Origin of the sequence: Calditerrivibrio sp., assembly GCA_026415135.1 — a bacterium.
Taxonomy (GTDB): domain Bacteria; phylum Chrysiogenota; class Deferribacteres; order Deferribacterales; family Calditerrivibrionaceae; genus Calditerrivibrio.
The window spans coordinates 1-15,899 of the sequence record JAOAHS010000042.1; the positions used below are offsets into that span (position 1 = coordinate 1).

A 15,899-nucleotide genomic window follows, 5' to 3' on the forward strand; every position below is an offset into this window, starting at 1 on the left:
GGGAGTTTGCTCATTAATACCAAAAATTATTTGGTATCTAACTTTACTATAAGCTGTTCTTGTCTGACAGCTGAGATTATGTTTGTAAATATTATATCCTTTTGGTATAAAAAAATGTTGACTACTGCAATAAAAAATGATAATTAAACAATCCTTTTAAAAATGGAGGTAACAGAAATGATTGCTATATTAAAAACAGGTGGTAAGCAGTTTATAGTCAAGGCTGGTGATGTATTAAAGGTTGAAAAGATAGAAGGGGAGCCAGGTACCACTATTAAACTTGATGGTGTTTTAATGGTATCTGATGGCGAAAAGGTTACTTTTGGGAATCCTACAGTAAGTGGGGCTTTTGTGGAAGCAGAAATTGTGGAACAAACTCGAGGTGAAAAGGTAATCGCTTTTAAGAGAAGGCCAAGACACGATTATAAAAAAAAGATAGGCCACAGGCAGTATCTTACAAAAATCAAGATAAAAGAGATTAAGGTTAGCTAAGGAGGCGTTCGATGGCACACAAGAAAGCTGGTGGTAGTACAAGAAATGGAAGGGATAGTCACAGCAAGCGCCTTGGTGTAAAAAAATCTGACGGTCAAGTTGTAGTAGCTGGAAATATTATTGTAAGGCAGAGAGGTACCAAATTTAAGCCTGGCAAGAACGTAGGCTGTGGTACAGATTACACCCTGTTTGCTTTGATAGATGGAAAAGTAAAATTTGAGGATAAAGGAAGTAGAGGTAAGTTTGTTTCTGTTTACGCTGATCAATCTGCATAGTTAGAATAAAACCCTTTTGTTCAATGGGTGCATTGGCACCCATTTTTTTTGGAGTATTCCTTGAAATTCATAGATACTGTAAAGATAATAGTAAAAGCTGGTGATGGTGGTGATGGCTGTGTAAGCTTTCGCCGGGAAAAATTTGTCCCAAAAGGTGGACCAGATGGTGGGCATGGAGGAAGAGGTGGGCATGTTATCCTTGTAGGGGATCGATCAAAACATACATTACTTGATTTGAATTATCAACATATCTATCGAGCTGAAAGGGGACAGCATGGTAGGGGTAATGACCAAAATGGTAGATCAGGAGAGGATCTTTTTATAAAAGTACCGCTTGGTACTGTCGTAAAAGACTTTGAAAAAGATGAGATTATTGGTGAAATACTTGAAGATGGTCAAGAGATCATAGTAGCAAAAGGTGGTAGAGGTGGAAGGGGGAATCTGGCTTTTGTAAGCCCCACACAGAGGGCACCGAGAATTGCAGAACCCGGTGAGCCCGGTGAAGAGAAAGCTCTGTTGCTTGAATTAAAGCTTATCGCAGATGTGGGGATAGTTGGATTTCCAAACGCTGGTAAGTCCACATTTATATCTGTTGTATCAGCGGCAAAACCTAAAATAGCTGACTACCCATTTACCACTCTAACACCCAATCTGGGGGTAGTTAAAGGTGAATATGGTAGTTCTTTTGTTCTTGCTGATATGCCGGGCCTTATTGAAGGGGCACATCTGGGGCTTGGTTTGGGGATACAGTTTCTAAGACATATCGAAAGAACAAAGTTTATTTTACATTTTGTTGATGCTTCATCTGAAGAGTCAATGGTAGAAAACTACAAAAAAATTAGGAAGGAACTGGAGTCCTATTCTAAAGATCTCTCAGAAAAGTATGAAATCATCGTGGCAACTAAGATGGATGCTGTAAATATTGATAATCTAAAGGAATTTGAAGATTATATCAAAGGTAGAGATTTCTTCAAAATCTCATCTATCACAAAAACAGGGGTGGATGATCTGATAAAGTTCATAAGCGAAAAACTGAAAGATCTTCAACAGCGTAGCTTAGACAACCAATAGCACCATTGAATTGGGGGTTTTTTAGTACGTTGATATCTTTTGCCAGATGTTTTGAAAGAAAATAAACGATCCCTTTTAGGGAGGCAACACCACCACTTACATAAATTTTGTGTTTGTTAAATCTTTTTACCTGTGGTATGAGGCGCCTTGCTATAGAGTCGTTTACTCCAGCTGCTATACTATCAAAAGCACACCCTTCGGCAATCTTACCTATGATCTCTGACTCGGCAAAAACGGAGCAGGTGGAGCTGAGTTTTACTGGATTGTCGATATAAGCACCCAACTGTTCTACAGACATTTTTAGTATTGCCGCTGAAGACTCTAAAAACCTTCCAGAACTTGCGGCACACTTATCGTTCATTATAAAGTCCTCTATGTAACCATCCCTAACAATTATTACCTTACTATCCTGCCCACCTACATCCAAAAGCACAAAGTCCTTTTCTTTGGTCTGTATCAAAGCACCTCTGTAGTGGGCTTTGATCTCGGAAATAACATCAGCGTTTTTAAAGTTTATAAGATTTCTACCATAACCTGTGGCACAAATCTTAACAGGAGATGACGTCAAAAAAGAGAGGTCCAAAGATAGCTGATTATCAATCCTGATAACATACTTTTGATAAAAGGTTACTGTATCGATTAAATCGAATGAGATTTTATTATCAGAGTAAAGAGCAATTTTTACAAACCTACTACCGAGATCTATACCTACGAACATCTCTTCCCCTCAAGCATTTCGATAAAGGACTCTAATCTGATTTTTGTTCTGGCATCTAATCCATCGGGATCGTTGCCTTCGATGGTTATTACAGGTATTTTTACCTCTTTTTTGATTATGACATCTTGAATCTGTCTATAGCAAAAGGATTGGACATAGTGGATCAATCCATCGAGCTTTCTATTGAAGATCTCTTTTTTTATATCATTTAATCTGTGGTAGATATCGTAAGGGTAGGTGTATTCGATAAAGTTTTGGATATAATCATCACCCATAAAGGGCATGGCAAACTGTCTTTGTATTTCATTGAAGATTACGGAGACCCCCTTTGACTCTAAAAAATCGTATAGGTCTGTAAAGATAGGTGGAACACCGATAATACCGATTTTTATTTTGTGTATTATGGGAGTTCTTTTCTCCGCTTTTTTTAAAAAGGTATCCAGATGTTTTTCAAATGTTATTGGGTCTGAGTTGAAATCTGTGGAGGAGACAAGCCATAGGTGGTTTTCAAATCCGGTTACATACCCATCGATGGTCATCTGGTCTAATCTCTTTAATTTTTCTCGAACAGGTTTTAGTTTTTTTGCAATTGCAAGGGCTTCGGTAAGATCCCCATTTAACGAGGCTGCTAAATGTTTTATTTGATTTTCAAGAAAAGAATATTTGTCGGGGGCATCATAGGGATAAGCAAAGGTATGGACTTTGATCCCTTCTGATCGAAAGATCTCTATGAGGGCGTGGGTATTGCTACAATCCCCTTCTGTGACGGCGATCACTTCGTCCACTTTTTTTTCCATTACCACAGCCAGAATCCCCTTAATCCAACTACAGGTGTTGCGTGGTAGACCATACTCTTCAGCAAATTCGATCTTTTTGTAAGGGGTTTTGTCTGTTATAAAAATATTGTTGAGATCTACTGGGATTTTTTTAGCTGAAAGGACAATCTCTACAGGGATTGTAGTGGTAAAACCTACTTTTTTCATTACAGGCTGTAATCTATGTACCTTCTGATCTCTCTGTGGAGCCCTTCCCGATTTTTAAAGATGATCATATTTTTTTCAAAAAAAGAGTCTATCAATTCAAAGTCCACGATGTCTGCTTCCCTACCATCTTCTAAGGAAATGCGATAAACTTTTGTGACTTCATTGCTTTTTGATACAGTACCTTTTAGGTGTTTACCTTTTCTAAGGAGTGTTATGAAAATTAAGTCGTCCTTAAGTTCAAAATCGATCTCTTCCCATCTCATATTTTTAAATACAATCATCCATCTACTCATATCTCACCATTGGAATGACTAATATATTTTGAATATCTTTCTAAGAGCTCTTTGACTTCTTTTAAACTATATGGCTTGGGTAAGTAATCGTTGAAACCGTATTTCTCCTTCTCCTGTATAACGAGGTCATCTGAATACCCGGAGGAGACTACAAAATAACTCTTTATTCCCATCTTTTTGAGTCTATTCATAGTTTCTAAACCATTAAGACCAGATCTGATCGTAAGATCAAGTACCACAATATCAAAGGGTTCGGACTTTACGGCTTCAAGTAGCTCTTCCCCATTTGACACAGTCTTAACTTTGCTGCCCAATGTTTCTAAAAGTATCTCAAAGGAGTCCCTTAGGATCTCTTCGTCATCCATGTATATTACAGATATGTTTTTGTCCATCATATTAAAGTGAGTTATATTCTCTTGTTTTTGATTACATGGGTGTTTATCGTTAAGGGGGATAAAAAAGATAAATTCACATCCATCCAGGTGGTTTTTAAAAGTGAGATGTCCTTTATGTTGCTTGATAATAGAATAACAGGTGGCAAGGCCCAGGCCTGTTCCTCTGGATTTTGTAGTAAAAAATGGTTCAAAGATTTTTGTGGATAGTGCTTCAGGGACACCAGGACCAGAATCTTTTACCGAGACCTTTATATACCTTCCTGCAATAAGACCGTATTCGTTGGACTCATCCATATCTATCTTGTGGGCAGATATCTTTATCACTCCGTTATCGTTCATAGCTTCTCTGGCATTTATGACGATGTTTGAGATAACTTGACTGAATAAGCCTTCGTCTATCTCTGCACACAAAGGTTCTTCAGAAATATTAAATTCCTCTTTAATGTTACTACCCCGTAATGAAAAAGTACTCACCTCTTTGATCAACTCCCTTAAGTCGATTAGTTTCAAAACAGGCTGACCACCTTTAGCAAAGGTGAGAAGCTGTTTTGTGAGGCTTTTACTCCTTTGGACGACTGTACTTATGGCGTTTGCGAGTTTTTGGATATTTTCATCCTCATTTAGCATTATAACGTTCACGTAGTTTTGAATTGCTCCAAGATAGTTGTTAAAATCGTGGGCTATACCTGATGCTATTCTACCTATGGATTCGAGCTTGTCAGCTCTTATAAGCTCTTCTTCTAACTGTTTTTCGGCGGTTATATCTTTTAGAACAAGGACAGCTCCAGAAAGCTGGGAATGGTGATCGTATATGGGTTGAACACTACCTTCAATAAAAATCTTTTTAGAATCTATGATCAAGTAAGCATTTTTAATATTGGTTTCTTGTGAAAAAAAGTTTGTGGCGTATATGGAGAAGATGGAATTTTCTGTTTTAGAATCTTTGATGGGTAAGGCATCCAAAGGGGTTCCAGATATATTGGGACCTATGATATTTAAAGCTGACCTGTTAGCATAGGTTATCATAAGATCGTTGTTTGCCACAATGACCATCTCTTTGATAGAATTTAAGATTCTGTTTAGCTTGTCTTTTTCGATACTGATTTCAGTGGTTAGTTTCTTCAGTGCTTCATTGGCTTTGACAATCTCTGTTCTTTCTAATATATGAAAAAGACCAAAGGTTTCACCCCCTATCATCATGGGGACACCAGTGGATTCGAAGTACCTTGTTTCCCCTTTTATATTTAATTGGTATAAGATATTTGAAATCTGATTTTTTTCTACAACTTCCTCTATGTGATGTTCTAATAGTGGCAAAAGATCAAGCTTAAAAAAGTCGTGGGGCCTCTTGCCAATGATTTGTTCTTTAGGTGCCAACAAAAGCTCTTCTTTGTTGGTTATGACATCTATATAGCGTTTTTCTTTGTTCATTATAAAGAGTAAGCCGGGCATAGAGGTGAGGATCGCTTTTAATCTGTTTTCTGAGTTTTGAAGTTGTATTATTGTACGGTTGAGTTCTATGGTTTTTTGGGCTATTTTTGTTTTGAGCAGATAGTTAAAAATCAAAAGTAAAACGATAACAACAAAAATGATCGTAAAGAAAATCAAGTAATACTCCAGGATATAGTAAATTAAGACATTTTCTTTGTAACCTGTAGATGTTAGATAGTCCAGCCTTTTGTAGTAATAGGAATGTTGATTTTGAATTAGGGATTGTAGCTCTTTATCTATTTTGTCTTTGATCTCTTGGGGTAATTTTTTACTATAGGCAAATTTTACTTCAATGGGTTGAATGGTAATGGTGGTGGCTATTATATTCTTTTCGTTTATTAGGTAGTAAAAGGATTTTGGAATAAGGGCGTAGTCAGCTTCCCCTTTTAACACTTTGTTTTTAGCTTCAACGTAGTTTTCACAGGTGATAGGGAGATATTGTATTTTAAAATCTTCCAGTATCTTCTTTAGACCCATATCACCATTAAAATATACATCATTTTTATGTATGGCGATTCTTTTACCTTGAAGACTACGGATATTATTGATATCATTACCTTTTGTCGTAATGAGTAGGCCCCAATTGGTATAAAGGGTCTGTTTGGAAAAGTCCATAAGTGCCAAACGACTTTCCATGTATCCTATGGGGAAAAAAAGATCTATCTCGTTTTTTATCAATTTATCATATAAATCGGACCATGTGCCGGAGACAAATTGATATTTTATATGTGTATTTTTTGCTATCTCCTTAAAAATATCAGGTAAAAAACCTTTTATATCATGGTTGTTTTCAATAACCGACATAGGAGGATTGTGCCATACACCTACTTTTAAAGTTTGGGCGTTTAGAGCAGTAACACAAAAGAATATAAAGAGGAACAAATATTTATACATGTTGTAATAATACAATTTATATTGGATTAGTCAAGGAAAATTAAACTCAACAATCTATTAGTGTTCTTCTTCTTTTTCCTTTTTGCCCTCTTTTTTAAGATTTATAACAAACAGGGATAAAGATACCAGTAATGTTCCACCTGCTAATAGGAGTAACTTTAAAATATCCCATTCTTTTTGACCTACGGCAAATTTGAAATAGGTCACTATCAAAACCATAACTATCACCTTTGCAATCTTATCCTTTAGTTGATCAAGGGAGTGAACTACAAGGATCTTAGAGGATTTTTGGTCTTTTTCCAAAAGCTCTATCTTGCTTATAAAAAGCTCATAAAGGCCAAGACCGAAGATAAGCAAAACTGTTGATATGAGGTAGTTATCTACAGCACTTATAACCTTTGCTATAGCTTCTTTTTGAACAGTTTCATAGTAAGAATAATCGGTAATGGCTAATAGAGCCTTTTTAAACAACAAAAATATATCATAAGTACCTAAAAGGATGAGCAGAATGGCCGCCAGCACTGAGGATATGACAGCCAATATGAGAAATAATCTGCTATTCCATAGGAGCCATTCAAAAAATTTTTCCAGTTTGTTCAAACTAAGCCTCTACAAATCTGTATTTTAAAGTCTTTTCCAGGCTTTTTACTTTGTCCATATTTTTTAAAAGCTCACCCAAACTATCGTATGTGCCATCTAAGAGAGCTTTTCTTGCGCTATCTTTTATCTCTATTTTATATATTTTATCACCTACAGTCAACTGTTTTGCTTCGATATCCAAAACAGCCTCAAGGTCTGGAGCTCTTACTATGATCTCTGCAACCTCTCTTATCTGATCTTTTGGTAAAGTGGCGCATACTATACCCAATGTTAGTGAATTGCCAAAGAATATCTCAGCAAAACTCTCTGCTATTATGGCATCGTATCCGGCTCTTTTGATGGATTGGGGTGCATGCTCTCTGGATGAACCACAACCGAAATTGTTACCTGAAAGTATTATTTTGGCACCTTTGTATTTTGGGTCGTTCATGGGATGGTTTTTTGGGGTACCATCTGGGTTAAATCTTTCATCGTAAAAGGCAAACTCCCCGATACCATCAAAGGTAACACATTTGAGGTATCTTGCGGGTATTATTCTATCCGTATCGATATCATCGCCTAATATCGGTATGATTCTACCTTTTACCTCTTTTATAGGTCCTATACTCATTATCTATCCTCCTTGCTATATTGAGAAGATTTCTCTTGGATCTGCTATTTCACCTGTTATTGCACAAGCTGCAGCGGTTACAGGGCTTGCTAAGATGGTTCTGCCTGTGGATGATCCCTGACGACCTTTAAAGTTTCTATTTGATGTGGAGACGGAGATCTGGTCCCCCACTAACTTATCTGGGTTCATAGCTAAGCACATGGAGCATCCTGGTAATCTCCATTCAAAACCAGCTTCGATGAATATCTTATCGAGCCCTTCGGCTTCGGCTTGCTTTTTGATTGTATAGGAGCCAGGGACTACAATTGCCTTGACCCCATTGGCTACTTTGTGCCCTTTTAGATATTTTGCTGCTTCCCTGAGATCCTCCAATCTTCCGTTGGTACAACTACCTATGAAAACAACATCGATTTTCACACCTTTTATTTTTTCTCCTGCTTTAAGCTTCATATACTCCAGAGCCTCTTTTGTGGATTCAGTATTGTCGTTAGGGATAGTTTCAGATATACCTATAGCTTGTTCTGGTGTAATACCCCATGTTACCATAGGCTCTAAATCATCGATATCTATATCTACGATGTCATCGTAGTCAGCATCTGGATCTGACTTTATGCTTTCCCAGTATGATACCATCTTGTTCCATTCGCTATCTTTAGGAGCATAAGGTTTGCCTTTTAGATAAGCGTAGGTGGTTTCATCTGGGTTTATGTAGCCCACCCTTGCACCCCCTTCTATGGCCATGTTACATATAGTCATTCTTGCTTCCATGGTGAGCTTTTTTATTATATCACCATCAAATTCATAGGCATATCCTATGCCACCATTGACGCCAAGTGTTCTAATTATCTTTAAGATAATATCCTTAGAGTAAACACCTTTTTTTAAGTCACCTTTTAGGTTTATTTTTCTTACCTTAAAACTATTTATAGCCATTGTTTGGGTTGCCAAAACGTCCCTTACCTGACTTGTGCCTATACCAAAAGCTATGGCTCCGAAAGCTCCGTGTGTGGCTGTATGAGAATCCCCACAAGCTACAGTTATACCCGGTTGAGTTAGACCCATTTCTGGACCAACGATATGAACAACACCCTGATAGCCTGAATCTGGTCCAAAAAATCTTATTCCAAACTCTTTTGTGTTCCTCTCTATGGCCTGCATCATCTCCTCTGCAAGGGGATCAGCAAAAGGTCTTTTTATATCATCTGTTGGGATGATATGATCGCAGGTAGCAAATGTTCTGTCAGGGAAAGCCACCTTCAAACCTAACTCTCTGAGCATGGAAAAGGCTTGTGGACTTGTCACCTCATGTATTAAATGAAGCCCTATAAAGAGCTGGCTTCTGCCGCCGGGTAGTTGGGCTACTTCGTGTATCTCCCACACTTTCTTGAATAGATTTTTTCCCATCATTTCACCTCGAAAAACTATTTATAAGGATTGATATAATGTTTTTCTGAAAAAGTAAAGTTTAATTGTTTTGAATATTTGTAAAGTTTTATAAAAATCATAAAAAAAAGAAAAAACCCCTTGATTTTTTTTGAAAGAGTTATATATATAAAAACTGTTAGCACTTAACTCGATTAACTGCCAACAAAAAAATAAAAATAAATTAAGGAGGTCTTAATGGCAAGTATTAAACCATTGCAGGACAGAGTATTGGTTAAAAGGCTTGATGCCGAAGAAAAAACAGCATCTGGTATCATTATCCCAGACACAGCTAAGGAAAAACCACAGGAAGGTGAAGTAATAGCTACAGGCCCCGGTAAGGTATTGGAAAACGGTACAAGGATTGAGCTTACCGTTAAGGCTGGGGACAAGGTTCTTTTCAGCAAATATGCTGGTACTGAAGTGAAGATCGATGGTGTTGAGTATCTCATCATGAGAGAAGACGACATCTTAGGTATAATCAACAAATAATAAAGGAGGTTAAGCATGGCAAAAGCAATTACATTTAGTGAAGAAGCAAGACAGGCAATATTAAGAGGTGTTGATAAATTAGCTAATGCTGTTAAGGTCACATTAGGACCAAAGGGAAGAAATGTTGTTATAGAAAAGAAATTTGGTTCACCTCTTGTAACAAAGGATGGTGTAACAGTTGCAAAGGAGATCGAGCTTAAGGACGCCCTTGAGAATCTTGGTGCTCAGATGGTTAAAGAGGTGGCTTCTAAAACAAGTGATGTAGCTGGTGATGGTACTACTACAGCTACCGTTTTGGCTCAGGCTATATATAGAGAGGGTATTAAAAACGTAGTGGCCGGTTCAAACCCAATGGATCTTAAAAGAGGTATAGATAAAGCTGTAGAAGCAGTAGTTGCTGAGCTTAAGAAGATGTCTAAGCCTATTCAGGGGAAAAAGGAGATAGCTCAGGTGGGTTCTATCTCTGCTAACAATGATATTGAGATCGGTAATATTATTGCGGATGCAATGGAAAAGGTTGGTAAGGATGGTGTTATCACAATTGAGGAGAACAAATCCACCGATACTGTATTGGAAGTTGTAGAAGGTATGCAGTTTGATAGGGGTTATCTATCTCCATATTTTGTAACAGATCCAGAGAATATGGAGGCTGTCCTTGAGAATCCATATCTGCTTATCTGTGATAAGAAGATCTCCAATATGAAGGAGCTACTTCCTATCCTTGAACAACTTGCAAAACAGAATGCTCCATTCTTGATAATAGCTGAAGATATTGAGGGTGAAGCCCTTGCTACGCTTGTGGTGAACAAACTAAGGGGTACACTAAATTGCTGTGCTGTTAAAGCGCCAGGTTTTGGTGATAGAAGAAAAGAGATGTTAAAGGATATTGCTATCCTTACTGGTGGTCAGGTGATCAGTGAAGAGCTTGGGCTCAAGCTTGAAAATGCTAAACTTAGCGATCTTGGTAGAGCTAAGAAGATAGTAGTAGAGAAAGAAAATACTACGATAGTAGAAGGTGCTGGTAAGACAGAAGATATTCAGGCAAGGGTCAACGTAATCAAAAAGCAGATCGAAGAGACCACTTCTGACTATGATAGAGAAAAGCTTCAGGAAAGACTTGCTAAGCTTGTGGGTGGTGTAGCAGTGATCAAAGTGGGTGCTGCTACAGAGACCGAGATGAAGGAAAAGAAAGCCAGAGTAGAAGATGCTCTCCATGCTACAAAGGCTGCTGTGGAAGAAGGTATTGTACCTGGTGGTGGTGTGGCTCTGCTTAGAGCTTCAAGGGCTATTGCAAACCTTAAAGATCTGAACCATGATCAGAAGGTGGGCGCTGATATCGTGAGAAGAGCTCTTGAATATCCAGTAAGACAGATTGCTGAAAATGCTGGGTTTGAGGGTTCTATAGTGGTGAACAAGATTCTTGATGCTGAGAAGGACACCTTCGGATTTGATGCTGCTGCTGAGATCTATACGGACATGATCGAAGCTGGTATTATAGATCCTACTAAGGTTGCAAGATCAGCGCTTCAAAATGCTGCTTCTGTAGCTGGCTTGATGCTTACTACTGAAGCTATGATCACAGAGATTCCAGAGAAGAAAGAGACTCCAATGCCAAATCCTGGCATGGGTATGGATATGTAATATAGAGCCGGCGATGAGCCGGCTTTTATTTTTTATTGAGTTTCTTAATAATACTGTCTATCATATCGGAAACTATTTCATCAAGGAGCTTTTCTGCTGAAGTCGCCTGTATCTCTACCTTTAACATACTCTTTGGCTTTCTTTCTTCGGCGTTTATCGCTTTGGAGTCCCTCATCATCTCGGATGCCCATACAACTTCTGCCGTTTCTATATTAACGATTTTTGCTGTGATGTGGACTTTGGAGTATAGGATAAAATTGTCTTCGTACCGTTTCTTTTCCTCAAACGCAAAGATTGCCCCAGACATAAGGTATTGGGCGCCTAACTGTTTTAGTCTGATTTTTGTCTTTTCATCCAAGCTACCTATCATATCGAGATTAGTTTGGTAGCCCAACTCTTCGAATATCTTTTTGGTGTTACTTCTATCTAAGAGCTTGAACTTGTTTGTCTTAATTACATCGACAGAAAACTTCTCAGCAGTTTTTTCCCCTAAAGAGCTTGGCACCCCTACTGTTTTAAAATTTAATATGGCAATGGTTGCAGAACCATCTATTTTAAACGTATCTGATACATTTACCTTGTTAATATTACCGGCACAACCAAAAATGATTAAAAAGATAAAAAGTATAAAAATTTTTTTCACATTAGCCTCCTATAATTTTATTATACTATTTAAAACAACTTTTTACAATCAAAAAAAGTGTTGCAAAAAAAAAGCAGATAGGTAAGATGTAAGTAAGGAGGCTTGTTATGGAGAGACGAAAATATAAACGTTATTCGGGAATACCGATTCGTGTTTTATTGAAAAATGAAAAAGATGGCCAGTTCCACAATGTTGATTTAATCAATATAAGTTTGGGAGGTATTTTGATTAGAACAAATGATAGGTTTATGCACATTTATGATCAGTATGTGCTGAAGATTGAGATCCCTGTCGATACTGTTCATCCTCTAAAAAACCATGATAAGGATGTTATTTTTGCAAGGGGTATTGTGTGGAGGATTGAGGCTGATAGGGAAAACTATAAAGAGGATGTGGCGATAAACTTTTTCTATGTGGCTTTGAGGTTCACGCAGATCGATGAGCATGACAGGATAGTTATTTCGGAATATCTCAGCAATTTTGAAGAGAATGTCCCTTATGAATAGATAGTAACCTTGTGTTGATGGGAATCGGCTAAAGTATTTCATAGGCCTCTGTTAAGATTGTTTCGGTTGTTTGCCAATCGATACATTTGTCTGTAACAGATACCCCATATTTGAGTTGGCTCTTATCCTCAGGTATGCTTTGATTCCCTTCGTAGATGTTGCTTTCTATCATAACGGCTTTGATATATCTGTTACCATCTTTTATCTGTTGTAGTACTTCTTTAAACACTTTTGGCTGATTTCTGTGGTCTTTCATGGAGTTTCCATGGCTTACGTCTATCATGATATTGGTGGGTAGGTTGTGTTTTTGCAATAGTTGAACCGCTTCTTCCACATCTTCTGGATAATAGTTTGGTCTGTCGGCTCCACCCCTTAACACTATATGGACATATCTGTTTCCAGTTGTCTTTACTATTGAGGTCCTACCCTCAGCATTTATCCCTAAAAAGCTATGGGGTCGTAGAGCTGTGAGCATGGCATCGACCGCTATCTTGAGATTGCCGTCTGTGCCGTTTTTAAAACCAACTGGGAAGGATAATCCACTTGCCATTTCCCTATGGGGCTGGGATTCGGTGGTCCTTGCACCTATTGCTCCCCAGGTGATCATATCTGAAAGGTACTGGGGTGTTATGGTGTCGAGCATTTCACAGGCTATAGGAAGTTTCATCTTTGTTAAATCGTATAAAAGCTTGCGGGCGATACCCAACCCTTTTGATATAAGATGACTACCATCCATGTCGGGGTCATTTATAAGCCCTTTCCACCCTACTGTGGTTCTCGGTTTTTCAAAATAGACACGCATAACTATGAATATCTTATCCTTAATCCTCTCAGAAAGTTTTGCCAATCTGCTGGCGTAATCAACAGCTGCAATTGGGTCATGTATTGAACAAGGTCCAACGACAGCCATAAGCCTTTTATCTTCACCAAACATGATATTTTTGACCTGTTCCCGGCTGTTTGTGACAAAAATAGCGTCATCTTCACTCAAAGGGAAGATCTGTTTTAGGTAATGGGGTGCCACTATAGGTATCAGTTCTTTAACATTTAAATTGGTTGTTTTGATCATTTTAAGCCTCACTTAAAGAAAGTTGAGCACGCTAAACATATACCAATTTGTTTTAAATGTCAAACTATACCTAAACCTTTTCTTGTTAGTGCAATTCTTTTTCTTTCGTTATCAATCTGTTTTATTTTTGCTTGTATCTTTTCACCTACCTTTACTATATGGGAAGGGTGTTTTATGAATTTATCAGCAAGCTCCGATATATGAATGAAACCAGATTCTTTTAGCCCTATATCTATAAAGACACCAAAGTCAACAATATTTGTAATTTTACCTTCTACGATCATACCTTCTTTTAGGTCTTCTATTTTTAATATCCCCTGTTTAAAAATTACCGGTTCCACAGAATCCCTGATGTCAAGATCCGGTTTTTCTAAATGTTGAATGATATCCTTTAATGTCATTTCACCTATGCCGAATCTCTTGGATATATCGTGTAAATTTTTAGATTTCAGGGCCAATCGGATCATTCTCGCATTATCGATTGTGAGATTTAAAAAGTGGAGTAGTTTATAAACATTTTCATATTGTTCTGGGTGGATAAACATTTTATCAAGGGGTTCGTCACCATCATATATTTTCAGAAAGCCTGCCGCCAGATCAAAAACTGTATCACCAATCCCCGGAACCTTTTTTAGATCATGTCTGGACCTAAATCTGCCATTTTTATCTCTATATTGGACTATTTTTTCAGCTAAGCCGGCATTTAGTCCTGAAACATACTTTAATAAGCTTGGGCTGGCGGTGTTAAGATCAACGCCCACACTGTTTACCACGTCTATAACGACATCGTTGAGCTTATCCTGTAGTTTCTTTTGGTTGACATCATGTTGGTACATTCCCACACCGATGGACTTTGGATCTATTTTGATGAGTTCTGCGAGGGGGTCGATGACCCTTCTGGCTATTGAGATAGCACCCCGAATTGTTACGTCAAGGTCGGGGAATTCTTTTATACCTACATCGCTTGCAGAATAGACACTGGCACCAGCTTCATTTACTATGGTGTACTTAATATCCAATTGTTCTTCTTTTATCATTTTTGAGACAAAATCTTCGGTTTCTCTACTTGCTGTACCATTACCTATTGCTATGGCTTTTATGGAATGTTTAGTGATCATGCTTAAAAGGGTTTTTTTACTTTTTTCATAATCGTTTTGGGGCTCTGTGGGGTAAATGACCCCGTAATCGAGAAGTTTACCTGATGGATCTACAACTGCAAATTTGCATCCGGTTCGAAATGCTGGATCTATGCCCAATATAGAAATCCCTTTTACTGGTGGAGTCATAAGTAGAGCCTTGAGATTTTTTTGGAATACTTCTATAGCTTTTTGCTCGGCTTTTTCCCATAGTTCATCCATTATCTCGATCTCTAAAGAAGGCAGTATCATCCTTTTATATGCGTTTTTGATCGCTTTTGATATAAATGGGTTTTGGGCTATACCTTTGCTATGACACAGGGCTGCTATAGCAGTGATGATTTCTTCATCTCTATTTTCCAGTTTAACTCTAATTATCTTTTCCTTTTCTCCTCTAAAAATAGCTAAGACTCTATGGGGTGGGATTTTTGCTATCTCCTGCTTAAAGCTGTAGTAATCTTCGTAGTTTGTTCTACCTTCGATCTCTTTGCGTTTTTCTGAGGTTATAAATGAGCTTTCCCAGATGATCTGCCTTGCTCTATTTTTAATCTCCAGATCGTGTCCAATTTCATTTATAACAATCTCCAGGGCGTCAGAGATCACAGCTTCTGGCATGGGGAATTGTTCATTTAGATGTTTTAATGCTACTGCTGTTATTTGATCTATATCATTATAGTTTTTGATAGCATCTGCTACAGGAGAAAATCCCCTTTCTATTGCCAGATCTGCTTTGGTCTTCTTTTTGGATTTGTAAGGAGCATAGATGTCTTCAAGCTCTTTTAACGTTGTTGCCGAAGAGATCAGCTTTTCTAACTCTAGTGTCATCTTACCTTTTTCAACTACTGCTTCATAGATCTCTTTTTTTCTTTTATTGAGATTTTTCAGGTAGTTGTATCTGTCTAATATTTCTCTGATAGTGGTTTCTGTCATACCACCGGTCTGCTCTTTTCTGTATCGTGCTATAAATGGGACTGTGGCACCATTTTCAGTGAGATGGATTAGATTTTCAAGGTATGTAGCTTTTATTCCGAACTCTTTTGACAATATATCTATCATATACACCTCGCTTTGTTTTGGGCTGAGGAATGTAAAACAAAATTCAATTAAAAGCAAGGGGGTAGTGTTTAGATATTCACCTAATTCCATTTGACATACTATTTATGTTAAA

Annotated in this window: 16 protein-coding genes; 6 read left to right on the plus strand and 10 right to left on the minus strand. The window is 37.7% G+C overall.

The genetic code is table 11. From position 1 onward, the window contains the following. Positions 1 to 177: 177 nt before the first annotated feature. Genes rplU through obgE form a run of 3 tightly spaced genes read left to right on the plus strand, consistent with a single transcriptional unit; the run spans position 178 to position 1,838 of the window. Positions 178 to 492 carry a 50S ribosomal protein L21 gene (gene rplU / locus N3C60_08340; protein ID MCX8084911.1) on the plus strand — a complete coding sequence of 105 codons (315 nt, stop codon included), beginning with the start codon at positions 178 to 180 and terminating at the stop codon, positions 490 to 492. A gap of 11 nt (positions 493 to 503) precedes the next feature. Continuing rightward, a complete protein-coding gene (gene rpmA / locus N3C60_08345) occupies positions 504 to 767 on the plus strand; it encodes a 50S ribosomal protein L27 (protein MCX8084912.1) in 264 nt (87 codons plus the stop codon). Positions 768 to 827: 60 nt separating this feature from the next. Further along, positions 828 to 1,838: a GTPase ObgE gene (gene obgE / locus N3C60_08350; GenBank protein ID MCX8084913.1), complete on the plus strand. Its 1,011-nt coding sequence runs from the start codon at positions 828 to 830 to the stop codon at positions 1,836 to 1,838. Here obgE and N3C60_08355 read toward each other — a convergent pair. The 7 genes from N3C60_08355 to leuC are packed head-to-tail and all read right to left on the minus strand — an operon-like array spanning position 1,786 to position 9,226. Next, a complete protein-coding gene (locus N3C60_08355) occupies positions 1,786 to 2,556 on the minus strand; it encodes an acyl-CoA dehydratase activase (GenBank protein ID MCX8084914.1) in 771 nt (256 codons plus the stop codon). The two genes, obgE and N3C60_08355, sit on opposite strands and share 53 nt — an antisense overlap. After that, complete coding sequence (locus N3C60_08360; GenBank protein MCX8084915.1) at positions 2,547 to 3,539, minus strand: 2-hydroxyacyl-CoA dehydratase; 993 nt, start codon at positions 3,537 to 3,539, stop codon at positions 2,547 to 2,549. Before N3C60_08360 ends, N3C60_08355 begins: the two co-directional genes overlap by 10 nt. Next, on the minus strand, positions 3,539 to 3,820 hold the full coding sequence (locus tag N3C60_08365; protein MCX8084916.1) for a hypothetical protein: 282 nt from the start codon (positions 3,818 to 3,820) through the stop codon (positions 3,539 to 3,541). Before N3C60_08365 ends, N3C60_08360 begins: the two co-directional genes overlap by 1 nt. Before the next feature lie 8 nt (positions 3,821 to 3,828). Continuing rightward, on the minus strand, positions 3,829 to 6,612 hold the full coding sequence (locus tag N3C60_08370; protein ID MCX8084917.1) for a transporter substrate-binding domain-containing protein: 2,784 nt from the start codon (positions 6,610 to 6,612) through the stop codon (positions 3,829 to 3,831). 57 nt (positions 6,613 to 6,669) lie between these two features. After that, positions 6,670 to 7,212, minus strand: a complete 543-nt coding sequence (locus N3C60_08375) for a YqhA family protein (protein ID MCX8084918.1) — start codon at positions 7,210 to 7,212, stop codon at positions 6,670 to 6,672. A 1-nt stretch (position 7,213) separates the two neighbouring features. Continuing rightward, the gene (leuD, locus tag N3C60_08380; protein MCX8084919.1) at positions 7,214 to 7,822 is read right to left on the minus strand and encodes a 3-isopropylmalate dehydratase small subunit; all 609 of its coding nucleotides are present in this window, start codon (positions 7,820 to 7,822) and stop codon (positions 7,214 to 7,216) included. A gap of 15 nt (positions 7,823 to 7,837) precedes the next feature. Beyond that, positions 7,838 to 9,226: a 3-isopropylmalate dehydratase large subunit gene (leuC, locus tag N3C60_08385; protein MCX8084920.1), complete on the minus strand. Its 1,389-nt coding sequence runs from the start codon at positions 9,224 to 9,226 to the stop codon at positions 7,838 to 7,840. A gap of 216 nt (positions 9,227 to 9,442) precedes the next feature. Here leuC and groES point away from each other — a divergent pair, with 216 nt between their 5' ends. Then, positions 9,443 to 9,736: a co-chaperone GroES gene (gene groES / locus N3C60_08390; protein MCX8084921.1), complete on the plus strand. Its 294-nt coding sequence runs from the start codon at positions 9,443 to 9,445 to the stop codon at positions 9,734 to 9,736. 15 nt (positions 9,737 to 9,751) lie between these two features. After that, on the plus strand, positions 9,752 to 11,377 hold the full coding sequence (gene groL, locus N3C60_08395) for a chaperonin GroEL (protein MCX8084922.1): 1,626 nt from the start codon (positions 9,752 to 9,754) through the stop codon (positions 11,375 to 11,377). Between the two features lie 25 nt (positions 11,378 to 11,402). Here groL and N3C60_08400 read toward each other — a convergent pair whose 3' ends face one another. Next, on the minus strand, positions 11,403 to 12,020 hold the full coding sequence (locus tag N3C60_08400; GenBank protein ID MCX8084923.1) for a penicillin-binding protein activator LpoB: 618 nt from the start codon (positions 12,018 to 12,020) through the stop codon (positions 11,403 to 11,405). Positions 12,021 to 12,127: 107 nt separating this feature from the next. Here N3C60_08400 and N3C60_08405 point away from each other — a divergent pair, with 107 nt between their 5' ends. Beyond that, positions 12,128 to 12,526: a PilZ domain-containing protein gene (locus N3C60_08405; protein ID MCX8084924.1), complete on the plus strand. Its 399-nt coding sequence runs from the start codon at positions 12,128 to 12,130 to the stop codon at positions 12,524 to 12,526. A gap of 28 nt (positions 12,527 to 12,554) precedes the next feature. Here the strand turns inward: N3C60_08405 and N3C60_08410 are convergent, their stop codons facing one another. Further along, positions 12,555 to 13,595, minus strand: a complete 1,041-nt coding sequence (locus tag N3C60_08410) for a 3-deoxy-7-phosphoheptulonate synthase (protein ID MCX8084925.1) — start codon at positions 13,593 to 13,595, stop codon at positions 12,555 to 12,557. A 59-nt stretch (positions 13,596 to 13,654) separates the two neighbouring features. Continuing rightward, positions 13,655 to 15,787 (minus strand): RNA-binding transcriptional accessory protein, encoded by a 2,133-nt coding sequence (locus tag N3C60_08415; protein MCX8084926.1) that lies wholly within the window; start codon positions 15,785 to 15,787, stop codon positions 13,655 to 13,657. Positions 15,788 to 15,899: the final 112 nt, after the last annotated feature.